Below are 16167 nucleotides of genomic sequence, written 5' to 3' on the forward strand. Positions count from 1 at the left end.
GCAGCATGACCGACACCACCACCCCGAGCCGGGCCGACCGCGGCCCGATACCCCTCCCGCCGGCCGCCGCCCGGCTGCTCGTCCCGATCGGCGCCGTCGGCACCATCGCCAGCGCCTTCATGAGCTGGACCTGGACCCCCGACTTCCCCGGCAACCTGACGATCTACGGCTACCCGGCCGGACTCCAGATCCTCGCCCTGGTCGCCGGCGCCCTCACCCTGCTGTACGGGCTGAGCCTGTGGCGGGTGAAGGGGCTCGACCGGCTGAACCCCGCGGGCGCCACCAGTCCCGTCTTCCTGGTCTCCCTGTCCGCGTTCACCGTCTGCTGGTTCACCGGCATCGCCATCGCGGTCGACCTCGGCGGCCTGGTCAACCTCGACCCCGGCGCCTGGGTGGCCATGGCCGCCTCGGCCCTGCCCGTCGTCGGCGCCCTCGCCCTGCCCCACCCGGCCCCCGGCACCGGTCCGCGCGGCTACTTCACCAAGCCCGACCAGCCGCGCGCGGGCACGCGCTCCGGGCTCGTCGAGCGCGCCGTGATCACCATCGGGACCGCCCTCGCGCTGGTGGTCTTCACCTACGGCATCGGCATCAACGACGACGACAGCGAGACCTTCATCGGCTTCCTGCTGGTGATCGTCTTCGCCTCCTGGGGTCTCATCCACGCCGGGCTCGTCGACCGCTACTCCGCCCTCTCCGCGCGGCACAAGGGCTTCGCGGCCGCGCTCGCCTTCGTCGCCGCCGTGATCTTCCCCTTCACCCAGAGCGACGACCACAACGCCAACATCGGCGTCAACATCCTGATCTTCGCCACGGTCGCCCTAGGCCTGAACATCGTGGTCGGTCTGACCGGCCTGCTCGACCTCGGCTACGTCGCCTTCCTCGGCGTCGGCGCCTACGCGGCCGCCCTGGTCTCCGGCTCGGAGTACTCCCGCTTCTCCGGGGTGCACTTCCCGTTCTGGGCCGCCGCCCTCACCGGCATGGCCGCCTCACTGGTCTTCGGTGTGCTCATCGGCGCCCCGACGCTGCGGCTGCGCGGCGACTACCTGGCCATCGTCACCCTCGGCTTCGGTGAGATCTTCCGCATCGCCGTCAACAACCTGGACGGCGACTCCGGTCCGGACATCACCCGCGGACCCAACGGCATCACGCAGATCCCGGACCTGAGCATCTTCGGGTTCCACCTCGGCGACCAGCACCAGATCGCCGGGTTCACCCTGGGCCGGTTCGCCAACTACCTGTTCCTGATGCTGATCGTGACGGCCATCGTGGTGCTCGTCTTCACCCGCGCCGCCGACTCCCGCATCGGCCGCTCCTGGATCGCCATCCGCGAGGACGAGACCGCCGCGACCGCCATGGGCATCAACGGCTTCCGGGTCAAGCTGATCGCGTTCGCGCTCGGCGCCTCCCTCGCGGGCCTGGCCGGCACCGTGATGGCGCACGTGAACTACAGCGTCAACCCGCAGCCCTACCAGTTCGCCGGCGCCGCACCGCCCAACTCGGCCTTCCTGCTGGCCGCCGTCGTCCTCGGCGGCATGGGCACCGTCAGCGGCCCGCTGCTCGGCGCGAGCGTCCTGTACCTGGTCCCGGAGAAGCTCCAGTTCCTGCAGAACTACGAACTGCTCGCCTTCGGCGTGGCGTTGATCCTGCTCATGCGGTTCCGGCCGGAGGGCATCATCGCCAACCGCCGCCAGAAGCTGGAGTTCCACGAGACCGGCCAGCTCGACGTACCGGCACAGACGACGCTGTCCGACGGGGCGACCGTCACCAAGGCAGGGGCGTAAGGAACCATGACGACACCTGTACTCGAAGCCCGTGACGTCACCATGCGGTTCGGCGGCCTGACCGCCGTACGGTCCGTGGACTTCACGGTGAACAGCGGCGAGATCGTCGGCCTGATCGGGCCGAACGGCGCCGGCAAGACCACCTTCTTCAACTGCCTCACCGGCCTGTACGTCCCCACCGAGGGCACGGTCGCCTACCAGGGCAAGGTGCTGCCGCCCAAGCCGCACCTGGTGACGCAGGCGGGCATCGCCCGCACCTTCCAAAACATCCGGCTCTTCGCCAACATGACCGTGCTGGAGAACGTCCTCGTGGGCCGCCACACGCGGACCAAGGAGGGGCTGTGGTCGGCGCTGCTGCGCGGCCCCGGCTTCCGCAAGGCCGAACGGGAGTCCGAGGCGCGGGCGATGGAACTGCTCGACTTCGTCGGCCTGGCCGGCAAGCGCGACCACCTGGCCCGCAACCTGCCCTACGGCGAGCAGCGCAAGCTGGAGATCGCGCGGGCCCTGGCCAGCGAGCCGGGGCTGCTGCTCCTGGACGAGCCGACGGCCGGCATGAACCCGCAGGAGACCCGGACCACCGAGGAACTGGTCTTCGCCATCCGGGACAAGGGCATCGCCGTCCTCGTCATCGAGCACGACATGCGGTTCATCTTCAACCTGTGCGACCGCGTCGCCGTGCTCGTGCAGGGCGAGAAGCTGGTCGAGGGCACCTCCGACGTCGTCCAGGCCGACGAGCGGGTCGTCGCCGCCTATCTGGGCGAGCCCTTCGAGGGCGAGCCGGGCGCGGCGGAGGCCGCGGAGGTCGAGGCGGCCGGAGCCGCCGACAGCACGGAGGGAGAGGCCCGGTGACCGCACTGCTCCAGGTCGAGGACCTCAGGGTCGCCTACGGCAAGATCGAGGCCGTCAAGGGCATCTCGTTCAGCGTCGAGGCCGGCCAGGTCGTGACCCTCATCGGCACCAACGGCGCCGGCAAGACGACCACCCTGCGCACCCTGTCGGGGCTGCTCAAACCGGTCGGCGGGCAGATCCTCTTCGACGGCAAGCCGCTCGCCGGCGTCCCCGCGCACAAGATCGTCGCCCTCGGGCTCGCCCACTCCCCCGAGGGCCGGCACATCTTCCCGCGGCTGAGCATCGCCGAGAACCTCCAGCTCGGGGCGTTCCTGCGCAAGGACAAGGACGGCATCGAGCAGGACATCCAGCGGGCCTACGACCTCTTCCCGATCCTGGGCGAGCGGCGCAAGCAGGCCGCGGGCACCCTCTCGGGCGGTGAGCAGCAGATGCTGGCGATGGGCAGGGCGCTGATGTCGCGTCCCAAGCTGCTGATGCTGGACGAGCCGTCCATGGGTCTGTCGCCGATCATGATGCAGAAGATCATGGCGACGATCGCCGAGCTGAAGTCCCAGGGCACCACGATCCTGCTGGTCGAGCAGAACGCGCAGGCCGCGCTCTCGCTCGCCGACCAGGGCCATGTGATGGAGGTCGGCTCGATCGTGCTGTCGGGCAGCGGGCAGGAGCTGCTGCACGACGAGTCGGTCCGCAAGGCCTACCTCGGCGAGGACTGACACCGCCGCTGCACGACGGTGCCCGCGCCCCCGGCAAGGGGGCGCGGGCATCGTCGTCGCGTACGGGGCCGCTCAGTCCTTCTTCGCGGCCTTCTTCTCCTCGTTGTCCGCGATCACGGCCTCGGCGACCTGCTGCATCGACATGCGGCGGTCCATGGAGGTCTTCTGGATCCAGCGGAAGGCGGCCGGCTCGGTCAGGCCGTACTCGGTCTGCAGGACCGACTTGGCGCGGTCGACCAGCTTGCGGGTCTCCAGGCGCTGGGTGAGGTCGGCGACCTCCTGCTCCAGCTGCTTCAGCTCGGTGAAGCGGGAGACGGCCATCTCGATCGCCGGCACCACGTCGCTCTTGCTGAAGGGCTTGACCAGGTAGGCCATCGCACCGGCGTCCCGGGCCCGCTCGACCAGGTCGCGCTGGGAGAAGGCGGTGAGCATCAGGACCGGCGCGATCGACTCCTCGGCGATCTTCTCGGCCGCGGAGATGCCGTCCAGCTTGGGCATCTTCACATCGAGGATGACCAGGTCGGGACGGTGCTCGCGGGCCAGCTCGACGGCCTGCTCGCCGTCGCCGGCCTCGCCGACGACGCTGTAGCCCTCCTCCTCCAGCATCTCCTTGAGGTCGAGACGGATCAGGGCCTCGTCCTCGGCGATGACGACACGGGTCGTCAGCGGAGGCACGTGCGACTTGTCGTCGTCGGGCGCGTCTACGGGCTGGGGCGACTCGGCGGTCACGGGGGCTCCTCGTTCAGGGCAGGGGTACTGCTGACAAGAGCCTACCTAGCTACGGTATGGTGGACGCGCGGAGGGTCGGGGGAAACCTTGGATTCTGCGAGCCCCGGTAGCCCAATTGGCAGCAGGCAACGGATTCAAAACCCGTACAGTGTCGGTTCGAGTCCGACCCGGGGCACTTTTCCTTGTGTTCCAAGGTCACCGGTTCGGTGATCACCGATTTCTGCGGGCCCCTTCGGGAAGGGGCCCTTTTCGCGTTCCGGGCCCGGCTCATTCCTCCGGGCTGTCGTCCTCGCCGATGTGGTGGACCCGGACCATGTTGGTGGAGCCGGAGACCCCGGGCGGGGAGCCGGCCGTGATCACCACGACGTCGCCCTTCGCGCAGCGGCCGTACTTCAGCAGCAGTTCGTCCACCTGGTCGACCATGGCGTCGGTGGAGTCGACGTGCGGGCCGAGGAAGGTCTCGGCGCCCCAGGTGAGGCTGAGCTGGGAGCGGGTGGCCGGATCGGGGGTGAAGGCCAGCAGCGGGATCGGCGGCCGGTAGCGGGACAGCCGGCGGGCGGTGTCCCCGGACTGGGTGAAGGCCACGAGGAACTTGGCGCCGAGGAAGTCGCCCATCTCGGCGGCGGCCCGGGCGACCGCGCCGCCCTGGGTGCGGGGCTTGTTCCGCTCGGTCAGCGGCGGCAGCCCCTTGGCGAGCATGTCCTCCTCCGCCGCCGTGACGATCTTCGCCATGGTGCGGACGGTCTCGACCGGGTACTTGCCGACGCTGGTCTCGCCGGACAGCATCACCGCGTCGGTGCCGTCGAGGACCGCGTTGGCCACGTCGGAGGCCTCGGCGCGGGTCGGGCGGGAGTTGTCCACCATGGAGTCGAGCATCTGGGTGGCGACGATGACCGGTTTGGCGTTGCGCCGGGCGAGCTTGATGGCGCGCTTCTGGACGATCGGCACCTGCTCCAGCGGCATCTCCACGCCGAGGTCGCCGCGCGCGACCATCAGCCCGTCGAACGCGGCCACGATGTCGTCCAGGTTCGCCACCGCCTGCGGCTTCTCGATCTTGGCGATCACCGGGAGGCGGCGGCCCTCCTCGGCCATGATGCGCCGCACCGCACGGGCGTCGTCACCGCTGCGCACGAAGGAGAGGGCGACGATGTCGAAGCCGGTGTGCAGCGCCCAGCGCAGGTCCTCCTCGTCCTTCTCCGAGAGGGCCGGCACGGAGACGGCGACGCCGGGCAGGTTCAGGCCCTTGTGGTCGGAGACCATGCCGCCCTCGACGACCCGGGTGCGCACCCGGGGGCCGTCGACCTCGGTGACCTCCAGGCAGACCCGGCCGTCGTCCACCAGGACGCGCTCGCCGGGGGCGACGTCGCCGGCGAGGCCGGCGTAGGTGGTGCCGCACCCGTGGCGGTCGCCGGCCACGCCGTCCTCGACGGTGATGGTGAAGGTGTCACCGCGTTCAAGCAGTACCGGGCCCTCGTCGAAACGGCCGAGGCGGATCTTCGGACCTTGAAGGTCGGCGAGGATTCCGACGCTGCGGCCGGTTTCGTCGGCAGCCTTGCGCACGCGCTGGTAACGCTCCTCGTGTTCGGCGCGACTGCCGTGGCTGAGGTTGAAGCGGGCGACGTCCATTCCGGCCTCGACCAGTGCCTTGATCTGGGCGTACGAGTCGGTGGCGGGCCCCAATGTACAAACGATCTTTGCTCGGCGCATGGTTCGAGCCTATGACTTACCCGCCGGTAGAGATTCCGGGCCGCATGACCACTCAACAACCTTTACGTGAAACCTTATTGACAAGTGTTGAATTGTGCGGACGGCCGCTCCTATGAGCAATTTCCGGGTGGCTCGAAACCGGCGGGCCGATGCGTTATCCCTCCTCGGCCAGCGGGGTGAGTTGGGGCGCGTGCCGGGCTTGCGGGACGGCGGAATGCGATTCACGCAGGCCGAAGGTGGTGAAAGCCGTACGGGACGGCAGCGGATAGGGGTCCTTTCCGGTCAGCGAGTTGAGAATGGTGGCGCCCCGCCAGGCGGCCAGGCCGAGGTCGGGGGCGCCGACGCCATGGGTGTGCAGTTCGGCGTTCTGGACGTAGACGGAGCCGGTCACCGCGGGGTCCAGGTCGAGGCGGAAGTCCGCGTCGATGCGCGGGCGGTCGCCGTCGTCGCGGCGGAGATACGGGTCGAGGGCGGCCAGCAGACGGTCGAGGGGTCGCTGGCGGTAGCCGGTGGCCAGGACGACGGCGTCGGTGGCGAGCCGGGAGCGGCTGCCCTCCTGGAGGTGCTCCAGATGGAGTTCGACCTTGCTGTTGGCGATCCGGCCCGCGGTGCGCACCCGCACCCCGGGGGTGAGCACGGCGTCGGGCCAGCCGCCGTTCAGGGTGCGCCGGTACAGCTCGTCGTGGATGGCGGCGAGGGTGCCGGCGTCGACGGCCTTGTGCAGCTGCCACTGGTCGGTGACGAGCCGGTCGCGCACCGGTTCGGCGAGGGCGTGGAAGTAGCGCGTGTAGTCGGGGGTGAAGTGTTCCAGGCCGAGCTTGGAGTACTCCATCGGCGCGAACGCGGCGCTGCGGCCGATCCAGTGCAGCCGCTCCTCGCCGACCGGGCGGTGGCGCAGCAGGTCGAGGAAGATCTCCGCGCCGGACTGCCCGGAGCCGACGACGGTGATGTGGCCCGCGGCGAGCACGGCGTCGCGGTGGTCGAGGTAGTCGGCGGCGTGCACGACGGGCAGGCCGGGGGCGTCGACCATGGGCTTGAGGGGCGCGGGTACATGGGGGACGGTGCCGACGCCGAGGACGATGTTGCGGGTGTAGGCGCGGCCGAGGGCGTCGGCCTCGCCGTCGGCGTCCAGCTGGGTGAAGTCGACCTCGAACAGGCCCCGTCCGGCGTTCCAGCGCACCGAGTCCACCTGGTGGCCGAAGCGCAGTCCGGGCAGGCTTTCGGCGACCCAGCGGCAGTAGGCGTCGTACTCGGCGCGCTGGATGTGGAAGCGCTCCGAGAAGTAGAAGGGGAACAGCCGCTCACGGGTTCTGAGGTAGTTGAGGAAGCTCCAGCGGCTGGTGGGGTCGGCGAGGGTGACCAGGTCGGCGAGGAAGGGCACCTGGATGGTGGAGCCCTCGATGAGCAGGCCGGGGTGCCAGCTGAAGCCGGGCCGCTGTTCGTAGAAGACGGCGTCGAGTTCGGGCAGGGGCTGGGCGAGGGCGGCGAGGGAGAGGTTGCAGGGGCCGATGCCGATGCCGACCAGGTCGCGGGGGGCGTCGGGGTCGCGGCGCGGGGCGAGGGTGGTCCGGGGAGCGGTGGTGGGGATCATCCGGGGGTGCTTCCTTCGACGAGTTTCAACAGGTGGGCCAGGTCGTCGGGGCGGGTGTGGGGGTTGAGGAGGGTGGCCTTGAGCCAGAGGCGGCCGTCGAGCCGGGCGCGGCCGAGGACGGCCCGGCCCTCGTGCAGCAGGTTCCGGCGGGCGGCGGCGACGGTGGCGTCGTCGGCGTCGGCGGGGCGGAACAGGACCGTGCTGACGACGGGGGTGTCGTACAGCTCGAAGCCGGGGTGGGCGCGCACCAGCGCGGCGAACTCGTGTGCCCGGTCGCAGACCTGGTCGACCAGGGCGCCGAGTCCGCGCCGCCCGAGAATCCGGAGGGTGACGGCAACCTTGAGGATGTCGGGGCGGCGGGTGGTGCGCAGGGAGCGGCCGAGCAGGTCGGGGAAGCCGGCCTCGGTGTCGTCGTCGGCGTTCAGGTAGTCGGCGTGGTGGTGGAGCACGGCGAGCTCGCCCGGGTCGGCGACGGCGAGCAGGCCCGCGGCGACCGGCTGCCAGCCGAGTTTGTGCAGGTCGAGGGTGACGGTGTGGGCGGCGTCGAGTCCGGCGAGCCGGGCCCGGTGCCGGTCGCTGAAGAGCAGCCCGCCCCCGTAGGCGGCGTCGATGTGCAGCCGGGCGCCGTGGGCGGCGCACAGGGCGGCGATCTCGGGCAGCGGGTCGATCAGGCCGGCGTCGGTGGTGCCGGCGGTGGCCGCGACCAGCAGGGGGCCGGATAGGTCGGTGAGGGCGGCGTCGAGGGCGGCCGGGTCGAGGGTGCCGCCGGGCGCCGGGACGACGACCGGGTCGGGCAGGCCGAGCAGCCAGGCGCCGCGGGCCAGCGAGTGGTGGGCGGACGCGGCGCAGACGAGGCGGACGCTGCCGCCGTACGCCTCGCGGGCGAGCAGCAGGGCGAGTTGGTTGGACTCGGTGCCGCCGGTGGTGACCAGCGCGTCGGCCAGGCCGGCCGTCCGGGCGAGGGTCCCGGCGACGACGGCTTCCAGGGCGGTGGCGCCGGGGGCCTGGTCCCAGGAGTCCAGGGAGGGGTTGAGGGCGCTGACGGCGAGGTCGGCGGCGGTGGCCACGGCGAGCGGCGGGCAGTGCAGATGGCCGGCGCACAGCGGGTCGGCGGGGTCGGCGGCCCCCTCGGCGAGGGCCGCCACCAGCAGGCGCAGTCCGTCCGGGTCGCCCTCCTCGGGCAGTACCTCGCCGAGCGCGTCGGCGACCCGGCGGGCGACGGCCCGGGGGCCGCCCGCGGGCAGCGGGCCGCCGCGGGCCCGCCGGCCCTGCGCGAGCGCCTCCAACACGGTGTCGAGGAGCGGCCGGAGGGCGTCGGGGCCGTGGGGACCCGAGGCGAGGGGCTCGATCGGCATGGGCTGGCCTCCGCTCGCGGGGCCGCCGGGGCGCGCCGCGTGGACTCCGGGTGGTACGGGAAGAGGGGCGTGTGTCCCGAATGCCCAACGAGCGGAACCCGAAAGTGGGTACTGCCGTACGGGGAAAACCTGTCGGAACGGGGATGCGGACCGGGACGCGCGTCGCTACCGTCGGCCGGATGGTGGACACGTGGATGATCGACGTGCCCGGCGAGCGGGTGCTGGTGCGCGAGCTGGGCCCCGCGGACGAGGCGCCGCTGCTGCGGTTGTTCGAGGAGTGCGAGGACTGGTTCACGGCGGCCACGGGCCTGCCGTCGGCACCGGGTGACGTGCAGAGCCTGTTCTACGCCCTGCCCGAGGGCGCGCACCCGGACGACAAGGTGCTGCTGGTCCTGGAGCGGGACGGGGTGGTCGCGGGCGTGGTGGACGCGGTGCGCGACCACCCGGGGCCGGGCGCCGTCGCCGTCGGCCTGTTCCTGCTGGCCCCCTGGGCGCGCGGGCGGGGCCTCGGCCGCGCCCTGGCCGAGGCCCTGCTGTCCCGGGCCGGGGACGCCGCCGAGGTGACGGCGACGGTCCCGCCCGGCTGGCGGCCCGGCGAACGCTTCCTCGAACGGCTCGGGTTCGCCCTGGACCCGGAGCCCCGCCCGACCGGCGCGAACCGCCGGACCGGGCCGCGGGAGGGGGGCGTACGGCGGGCGGTGCTGCGGCGGGACGCCGCTACGCGCCGAAGTCCTTCGCGTGGTCCTGGGCCCACCGGCTGAAGGGGCGGGCCGGGGTGCCGGTGATCCGCTCGACGGTGGAGGTGATCTCCGGGGGCACGCCCACGGACTCCCGGAAGGTCGCGAGCAGCCGCCCGAGCATCTGCGGGGGCACGTGCGGGAACAGTTCGGGGCCCGCCTGCTCCGGGTCGACCTCCACGAAGGTCAGGTCCCGGCCGACGGCGGCGCCGATCGCCTCGACCTGGTCGGCGTTGGTCGTCGCCGCCGGGCCGGTGATGCGGTGCACGGCGCCCTCGTGGCCGTCGTCCAGCAGGACGCGCTCGGCGACGGCCGCGATGTCGTCCTCGTGGATCGGCGCGGACCGCGCGCCCGCGAAGACGCCCCGCACGGTGTCGCCGGCGCGGATCTGCGGCGCCCACTGGAGGGCGTTGGTGGCGAACGCGTTGGGCCGCAGGAACGTCCAGCCCAGCCCGCTCTCGCGGATCTGCCGCTCGGCGGTGGCGTGCAGGACGTGGATCGGGTGGGTCTCGTCGGCGCCGTCCGCGATGATGCCGCTGGACAGCAGGACGGCGTGCCGCACGCCGTGCGCGCGGGCCGCCGCCAGCAACTGCGGGGTTACGGCCTGGGCGTAGAGGAAGAGCTTCGTCACCCCGTCGAACAGCGCGGCGGGCTCCTCCGTGCGGAACCGCACCACCTCGGCCCGCTCGGGCAGGGCGGCCCGCTCCGGGTCGCGGGTGAGCGCCCGTACCGGCTCCCCCGCGGCGAGGAGCCGGTCCACCAGGGCACGGCCGACGTTTCCGGTCGCGCCGGTCACTGCGATCACGATGTGGCCTCCAGGGCTCGGTCGATCGTTGTGGTCCACCGAGCCTAGGGAGGGGGAAGGGGCGCCGCATCGTCACCGAGGACGAGCCGCGCCCTACGCCCCGCGGCCTACTTCCGCTGCCCGCCCTCGCGCACCCGCAGGGCGCGGGCCAGGTCGTCCAGCTGGTCGGCGATGCCCCGGCGCAGGGCCGGGGTGAGGTCGGCGCCGTCCAGGCAGGCCTCGCCCAGCCGCAGGTGCCCGGCGTCGACGAAGTGGGCCGGGAAGCAGTAGCGGCCGGCGGCGGCCGCGATGGCGGGGCCGCGGCGGGCGGCGAGCGGGACCGCGTCCTCGTAGAAGCGCGGCACGTACTCCCGCACCAGCTCGGCCTGTTCGGGCTGCCAGAAGCCCTGCGCGGTGGCCGTGAACAGGTAGTTGGACAGCTCGTCGCCGGTGAACATCGCGGCCCAGGCGGCGCGCTTGGCCTCCGCGTCGGGCAGCGCGGCACGGCAGCGGGCGGCGCCCTCCTGGCCGGTGGCGCTGGGGTCGTGGGCCAGTTCGGCGGCGATGGCGGCCTCGTCGGTGGCGCCGAGCACGGCGAGCCGGGCGAGGATGCGCCAGCGCAGCTCGGGGTCCAGCTCCGGGCCGCCGGGCACCGTGCCGTCGGCGAGCCAGGCGGCGATGGTGTCCGGGTGCGCGGCCACGCCGATCAGGTGGCGCACGGCGATCAGCCGCAGGCCGGGGTGGTCGCCGTCCTCGGTGCGCCGCAGCAGATCGCGGCAGAGGGCGGTGAGGGTGGCCAGGGCGGCCGGGCGCTCCTCGGCCGGCAGGTACCGGTCGGCGATCTGGCCGGTGGCGAAGGCGAGCACGCCCTGCACGACGGCCAGGTCGGTCTCGCGCGGCAGGTGGGCGCGGGCGGTCTCCAGGTAGGCGGTGGGCGCCAGTTCGCCGTCGCGCACCGCGTCCCGCAGGGCGTTCCACACGATCGCGCGGGTGAGCGGGTCGGGCAGCCCGGACAGGCTGGTGCGCAGCGTCTCGGCGGACCCGGCGTCGAAGCGGACCTTGGCGTAGGTGAGGTCCTCGTCGTTGAGCAGGAGCAGCGCGGGGCGCTTGCCGATGGGCCGCGGGGCGTCCTGCGGGACGTCGAGGCCGATGCGTTCGCGCAGCACCAGCCGGCCCTCGTCGGCGACATCGTGGTCGTACAGCCCGGCGACGAGGTGGTGCGGGCGGCCGCCCTTGCGGTCGACGCTCAGCGTGCAGGCGCCGTCGGCGGTCTCGACCACGGGCGTGAGGGTGTCGACGCCGGTGGTGCGCAGCCAGCTGTCGGCCCAGGCGCGCACGTCGCGTTCGGTGGCGGAGGCCAGGGAGTCGATGAAGTCGGCGAGGGTGGCGTTGCCGAACTTGTGCCGGGCGAAGTGGGTGTTGATGCCGGCGAGGAAGTCCTTCTCGCCGAGCCAGGCGGCCAGCTGGCGCAGCGCGGAGGCGCCCTTGGCGTAGGAGATGCCGTCGAAGTTGAGCAGGGCGGAGGCGGTGTCGTCCACGTTCTCCGGGGCGACCGGGTGGGTGGTGGGGCGCTGGTCGGCCTCGTAGCCCCAGGCCTTGCGGGTGACGCCGAACTCGGTCCAGGGGTCGGTGAAGCGGGTGGCCTCGGCCGTGGTCTGGTAGCCCATGTACTCGGCGAAGGACTCGTTCAGCCAGATGTCGTCCCACCACTTGAGGGTGACCAGGTCGCCGAACCACATGTGGGCCATCTCGTGCGCGATGACCATGGCGCGGGTCTGGCGCTCGGTGTCGGTGACGGCGGAGCGGTAGACGAACTCGTCGCGGAAGGTGACCAGGCCCGGGTTCTCCATGGCGCCCGCGTTGAACTCGGGGACGAACGCCTGGTCGTAGGAGTCGAAGGGGTACGGCTCCTCGAACTTCTCGTGGTAGCGGTCGTAGCAGGCGCGGGTGACCTCGAAGATCTCCTCGGCGTCGGCGTCCAGGTAGGGCGCGAGGGAGCGGCGGCAGTGGATGCCGAAGGGCAGCCCGCGGTGCTCGGTGCGCACCGAGTGCCAGGGGCCGGCCGCGACGGCGACCAGGTAGGTGGAGATCGGCGGGGTGGGCGCGGCCTCCCAGACGCCGTCGGCGCGCTGCTCGGTGACGCCGTTGGCGAGCACGCTCCAGCCCTCGGGCGCCTTGACCCGCATCTCGAAGACGGCCTTCAGGTCGGGCTGGTCGAAGGCGGCGAAGATGCGCTGGACGTCGTCCATGAACAACTGCGTGTAGAGGTACGTCTCGCCGTCGCTCGGGTCGGTGAAGCGGTGCATGCCCTCACCGGTGCGCGAGTAGCGCATGACCGCGTCGAGGCGCAGTTCGTGCTCGCCCGCGGTGAGGTTCTTCAGCGGCAGCCGGTCCTCGTGCAGCGACTCCGGGTCCAGGGGCTGTCCGTCGAGCGTGACGGAGCGCAGCTCGGCGGGCTTCACCTCGACGAACGTGTCCCCGGCGGACCGTGCGGTGAACCGGATCACCGTGCGGGAGCCGAAGGTCTCGTCCCCGGTGGTGAGGTCCAGTTCGACCGTGTAGCGGTGGACGTCGAGGAACTGTGCTCGGAGCTGCGCTTCATCGCGCGTGAGTACGGACATGCACGCCATGCTGCCTGATGGGACCGACAGCGCACAGAGGGGGAGCGTTACACGGCTCTTGCCCGGATCGCCGTTTTGCTCACCGTTGTACCGGTTTCAGTTGCCGTTGGTGTCCTCGGCGATGCGCTCGTGGTGTCTGATCACCTCGGCGATGATGAAGTTGAGGAACTTCTCGGCGAACGCGGGGTCGAGCTTCGCGCTCTCGGCGAGCCTGCGCAGCCGTTCGATCTGCCGGGCCTCGCGGGCCGGATCGGCGGGCGGCAGCTGGTGCACCGCCTTGAGCCGGCCGACCTGCTGCGTGGCCTTGAAGCGCTCCGCGAGCATGTGGACGACGGCCGCGTCGATGTTGTCGATGCTGTCGCGCAGCCGCTCCAGTTCCTGACGGACCTCGGGGTCCACGGCACCGGTACCCGTGTTGCTGGTGGTCATGGGCGCCCACTGTATGTGGTCGGCGGGGCGGTTTCACGTGGTGTCCGAGGAGTGGATCGCGCAGCGGACCACCGGGCGGGGGCGGGCGCGTCACGGCTGGTCACCGGGGGTTCGGCGGGGCGGTCACGCGGGGCCGACCATGGGCGGATCGTCGGGGTCGGGGACCCGGTCGCTCCAGCCGCCGGGGACGCTGCGCCCCTGCTGGGCGCGGAAGCGGACCGGGGCGATACCGACACGGCGGGTGAACAGCCGGGAGAAGTACGCGGGATCGTCGTAACCGACCCGGCGGGCGACGGCGGCGACGGGCAGTTCGGTGGCGGCGAGCAGCTCCTTGGCGCGGCCGAGCCGGATGCCGAGCAGGTAGTCCTTGGGGGTGCAGCCGGCCGCCCGGCGGACCGCGCCGCGCAGTTCGGCGGTGGTCATGCCGTGCCGGGCGGCGTGGTCGGCGACGCTGAGCGGGCTGCAGGCGTCCCGGGCGAGGGCCTTGAGGACGTGGTCGCCGTCGGGGGCGAGGTCGGCGCGGGCGCGGCGCAGCGCGACGAGGAGTTCGTGCACGGCGGCGCCGGTCTCCACCTCCAGCAGCGGGTTGCCGCGGCGGGCGGCGCGGGCGATGCGGGCGACGACCGCGCGCGGCCCGGCGGCGTCGGACAGCGGCACCACGGGCCGGCCGGGCTCGATGTAGCCGAGTTCGGTGTAGGTGGCGGTGGCGGGCCCGGCGAAGTCCACGAAGCCCTCGTCCCAGCCGGTGTCCGGGTCGGGGGCGTAGTGGTGGGGCACCCCGGGGGTGAGCCAGAGCAGCGCGGGCGCGGTGACCGTCGTACGGCGGCCGTCGGCGCCCCGGTACCAGCCGGCGCCGGAGCCGATCACGACGGCCACGTGGTGGTCGAGGGTGCGCGGGCCGACCGTGGGCAGCGCGCCGTGCTGGAGCCCCACCCCGAGGCAGACCAGGCCGAGGCGGTGGTGCGCCGGGCCGGGGCTGAAGAACCGCATCCAGGTCTGGTACACCGCTGCTCCTCCCGGCGTCGGCGGCGGCCGGTTTTTGTCCAAGCGGTGCCGATCTTCGTCCATGGCGCGGGGCACCGGAAGGGGTGAGGCTGTGCGGCATGAGCGAGTTCACGGTGGGCGAGACCGACTTCCTGCTGGACGGGCGGCCGGTGCGGCTGCTGTCCGGCGCGCTGCACTACTTCCGGGTGCACGAGGACCAGTGGCGGCACCGCCTGGCGATGCTGCGGGCGATGGGCCTGAACTGCGTGGAGACCTATGTCCCGTGGAACCTGCACGAGCCGGCTCCGGGGAGGTACCGGGACGTGGCGGCGGTCGGCCGGTTCCTGGACGCGGTGCGCGAGGCGGGCCTGTGGGCGATCGTGCGGCCGGGGCCCTACATCTGCGCCGAGTGGGAGAACGGCGGGCTGCCGGCGTGGCTGACGGCCGGGCCGGGCACGCGCGTGCGCACCCGGGACGAGCGGTACCTCGCCCCGGTCCGCGACTGGTTCCGCCGGCTGCTGCCCGAGGTCGTCTCCCGGCAGGCCGACCGCGGCGGCCCGGTGATCCTGGTACAGGTCGAGAACGAGTACGGCAGCTACGGCTCGGACGCCGGCTACCTCGCCGAACTGGCCGGACTGCTGCGCGCCGAGGGCGTCACCGCCGCGCTGGTCACCTCGGACGGCCCCGAGGACCACATGCTGACCGGCGGCTCGCTGCCCGGGGTGCTCGCCACGGCGAACTTCGGCTCCCACGCGCGCGAGGCGTTCGCCGCGCTGCGCCGGCACCGCCCCCAAGGGCCGCTGATGTGCATGGAGTTCTGGTGCGGCTGGTTCGACCACTGGTCCGGCGGGAGTGCCGTGCGCGACCCGGACGAGGCCGCGCGGGCGCTGCGCGAGATCCTGGAGTGCGGCGCCTCGGTGAACCTCTACATGGCACACGGCGGCACCAGTTTCGGCGGCTGGGCGGGCGCCAACCGCGACGGCGAGCTGCACGAGGGCGCGCTGCTGCCGGATGTGACGTCGTACGACTACGACGCCCCCGTGGACGAGTACGGCCGCCCCACCGAGAAGTTCTGGCGCTTTCGCGAGGTGCTGGCCGAACACCGGGCGGACCCGCTGCCCGAACTCCCGCCGCCCCCCGCCGCCCTGGACCGCCCGGCCGATGTCCTCCTCACCGGCTGGGCTCCCCTCGACGCCGTCCTGGAGGCGCTGGGCGGTGCCGAGACGTGCTCCCCCCGGCCGCCCTCCTTCGAGGAACTGGGCGTCACCCGGGGCCTGGTGCGCTACCAGGTGGACGTGCCCGGGCCGCGCCGGCCGTATCCGCTCTGGGTGCGGGGGCTGCGCGACCTGGCCGTGGTGTACGTCGACGGCGAGCGGGCCGGGGTGCTCACCGAGGAGGAGCCGCGGCTGAAGGACCCCGTCGCGGGTCCGGCGCGGGTGGAGCTGTGGGTGGAGTCCCTGGGCCGGGTGAACTACGGACCGCTGGTCGGCGAGGCCAAGGGGATCACCGGGGGCGTGCTGCACGAGCGGCAGTACCTGCACGGGGTGCGCGCGCGGGGACTGGACCTGGACGCGTTCGAGGACGGTGTGTCGGCGGTGCCGTTCGGCGCGCCGCCCCCGGCGGTCGGCGGCCCCGGCCTGTACCGGGGCACGGCCACGGTGTCCGGTACGGCCGGGGACGCGCGCCTGGAACTGCCCGGCCCGACGCGCGGCTTCGCCTGGGTCAACGGCTTCTGCCTGGGACGTTACTGGTCGGTGGGCCCGCAGCGGTCGCTGTACGTGCCCGGACCGGTGCTGCGCGAAGGGGCCAACGAGGTGTGGGTGCTGGAACTGGAGGGCGCGCAGGACGGCGACGCGGGGGCGGTGCGGCTGCTGCCGGTGTGAGCGG

13 protein-coding genes and 1 tRNA gene are annotated in these 16167 nt (G+C 72.7%); 6 read left to right on the plus strand and 8 right to left on the minus strand.

What is annotated here, in order from left to right; translation table 11 throughout:
- The first annotated feature begins 5 nt into the window (after positions 1 to 5).
- The 3 genes from BLW85_RS11925 to BLW85_RS11935 are packed head-to-tail and all read left to right on the plus strand — an operon-like array spanning position 6 to position 3343.
- Entirely contained in the window at positions 6 to 1781 is a 1776-nt protein-coding gene (locus BLW85_RS11925) for a branched-chain amino acid ABC transporter permease (RefSeq protein WP_070028704.1), read from the plus strand.
- Positions 1782 to 1787: 6 nt separating this feature from the next.
- Positions 1788 to 2630: an ABC transporter ATP-binding protein gene (locus BLW85_RS11930; RefSeq protein ID WP_070028519.1), complete on the plus strand. Its 843-nt coding sequence runs from the start codon at positions 1788 to 1790 to the stop codon at positions 2628 to 2630.
- Entirely contained in the window at positions 2627 to 3343 is a 717-nt protein-coding gene (locus BLW85_RS11935) for an ABC transporter ATP-binding protein (protein WP_070028520.1), read from the plus strand. The genes BLW85_RS11930 and BLW85_RS11935 overlap by 4 nt, the downstream gene beginning before the upstream one ends.
- Positions 3344 to 3415: 72 nt before the next feature.
- On the opposite strand, the gene BLW85_RS11940 is transcribed toward BLW85_RS11935, so the two are convergent.
- Positions 3416 to 4072, minus strand: a complete 657-nt coding sequence (locus tag BLW85_RS11940; RefSeq protein WP_070028521.1) for an ANTAR domain-containing response regulator — start codon at positions 4070 to 4072, stop codon at positions 3416 to 3418.
- Positions 4073 to 4172: 100 nt separating this feature from the next.
- Between BLW85_RS11940 and BLW85_RS11945 the strand changes: the two genes are divergently transcribed.
- A tRNA-Leu gene (locus BLW85_RS11945) sits at positions 4173 to 4247 on the plus strand.
- 92 nt (positions 4248 to 4339) lie between these two features.
- Here BLW85_RS11945 and pyk read toward each other — a convergent pair.
- The 3 genes from pyk to BLW85_RS11960 form a co-directional block, all read right to left on the minus strand.
- Entirely contained in the window at positions 4340 to 5779 is a 1440-nt protein-coding gene (gene pyk, locus BLW85_RS11950) for a pyruvate kinase (protein ID WP_074992033.1), read from the minus strand.
- Between the two features lie 154 nt (positions 5780 to 5933).
- Positions 5934 to 7370, minus strand: a complete 1437-nt coding sequence (locus tag BLW85_RS11955; protein ID WP_074992034.1) for a lysine N(6)-hydroxylase/L-ornithine N(5)-oxygenase family protein — start codon at positions 7368 to 7370, stop codon at positions 5934 to 5936.
- Positions 7367 to 8725, minus strand: coding sequence for a pyridoxal phosphate-dependent decarboxylase family protein (locus tag BLW85_RS11960; RefSeq protein WP_074992035.1), 1359 nt, complete (start codon positions 8723 to 8725; stop codon positions 7367 to 7369). The genes BLW85_RS11955 and BLW85_RS11960 overlap by 4 nt, the downstream gene beginning before the upstream one ends.
- Before the next feature lie 179 nt (positions 8726 to 8904).
- Between BLW85_RS11960 and BLW85_RS11965 the strand changes: the two genes are divergently transcribed.
- A complete protein-coding gene (locus BLW85_RS11965; protein WP_167381399.1) occupies positions 8905 to 9486 on the plus strand; it encodes a GNAT family N-acetyltransferase in 582 nt (193 codons plus the stop codon).
- Here BLW85_RS11965 and BLW85_RS11970 read toward each other — a convergent pair.
- From BLW85_RS11970 to BLW85_RS11985, 4 genes are all read right to left on the minus strand, one after another.
- On the minus strand, positions 9443 to 10267 hold the full coding sequence (locus BLW85_RS11970) for an NAD(P)H-binding protein (RefSeq protein WP_070028526.1): 825 nt from the start codon (positions 10265 to 10267) through the stop codon (positions 9443 to 9445). The two genes, BLW85_RS11965 and BLW85_RS11970, sit on opposite strands and share 44 nt — an antisense overlap.
- 107 nt (positions 10268 to 10374) lie before the next feature.
- Entirely contained in the window at positions 10375 to 12867 is a 2493-nt protein-coding gene (pepN, locus tag BLW85_RS11975) for an aminopeptidase N (protein ID WP_070028527.1), read from the minus strand.
- A 96-nt stretch (positions 12868 to 12963) separates the two neighbouring features.
- On the minus strand, positions 12964 to 13296 hold the full coding sequence (locus BLW85_RS11980) for a chorismate mutase (RefSeq protein ID WP_070028528.1): 333 nt from the start codon (positions 13294 to 13296) through the stop codon (positions 12964 to 12966).
- A gap of 123 nt (positions 13297 to 13419) precedes the next feature.
- Positions 13420 to 14301, minus strand: a complete 882-nt coding sequence (locus BLW85_RS11985; RefSeq protein WP_074992036.1) for a helix-turn-helix domain-containing protein — start codon at positions 14299 to 14301, stop codon at positions 13420 to 13422.
- A gap of 98 nt (positions 14302 to 14399) precedes the next feature.
- On the opposite strand from BLW85_RS11985, the gene BLW85_RS11990 reads away from it, so the two are divergent.
- Positions 14400 to 16163: a glycoside hydrolase family 35 protein gene (locus BLW85_RS11990; RefSeq protein ID WP_074992037.1), complete on the plus strand. Its 1764-nt coding sequence runs from the start codon at positions 14400 to 14402 to the stop codon at positions 16161 to 16163.
- The last annotated feature ends 4 nt before the right edge of the window (positions 16164 to 16167 follow it).

Source organism: Streptomyces misionensis, assembly GCF_900104815.1.
Lineage (GTDB): Bacteria > Actinomycetota > Actinomycetes > Streptomycetales > Streptomycetaceae > Streptomyces > Streptomyces misionensis.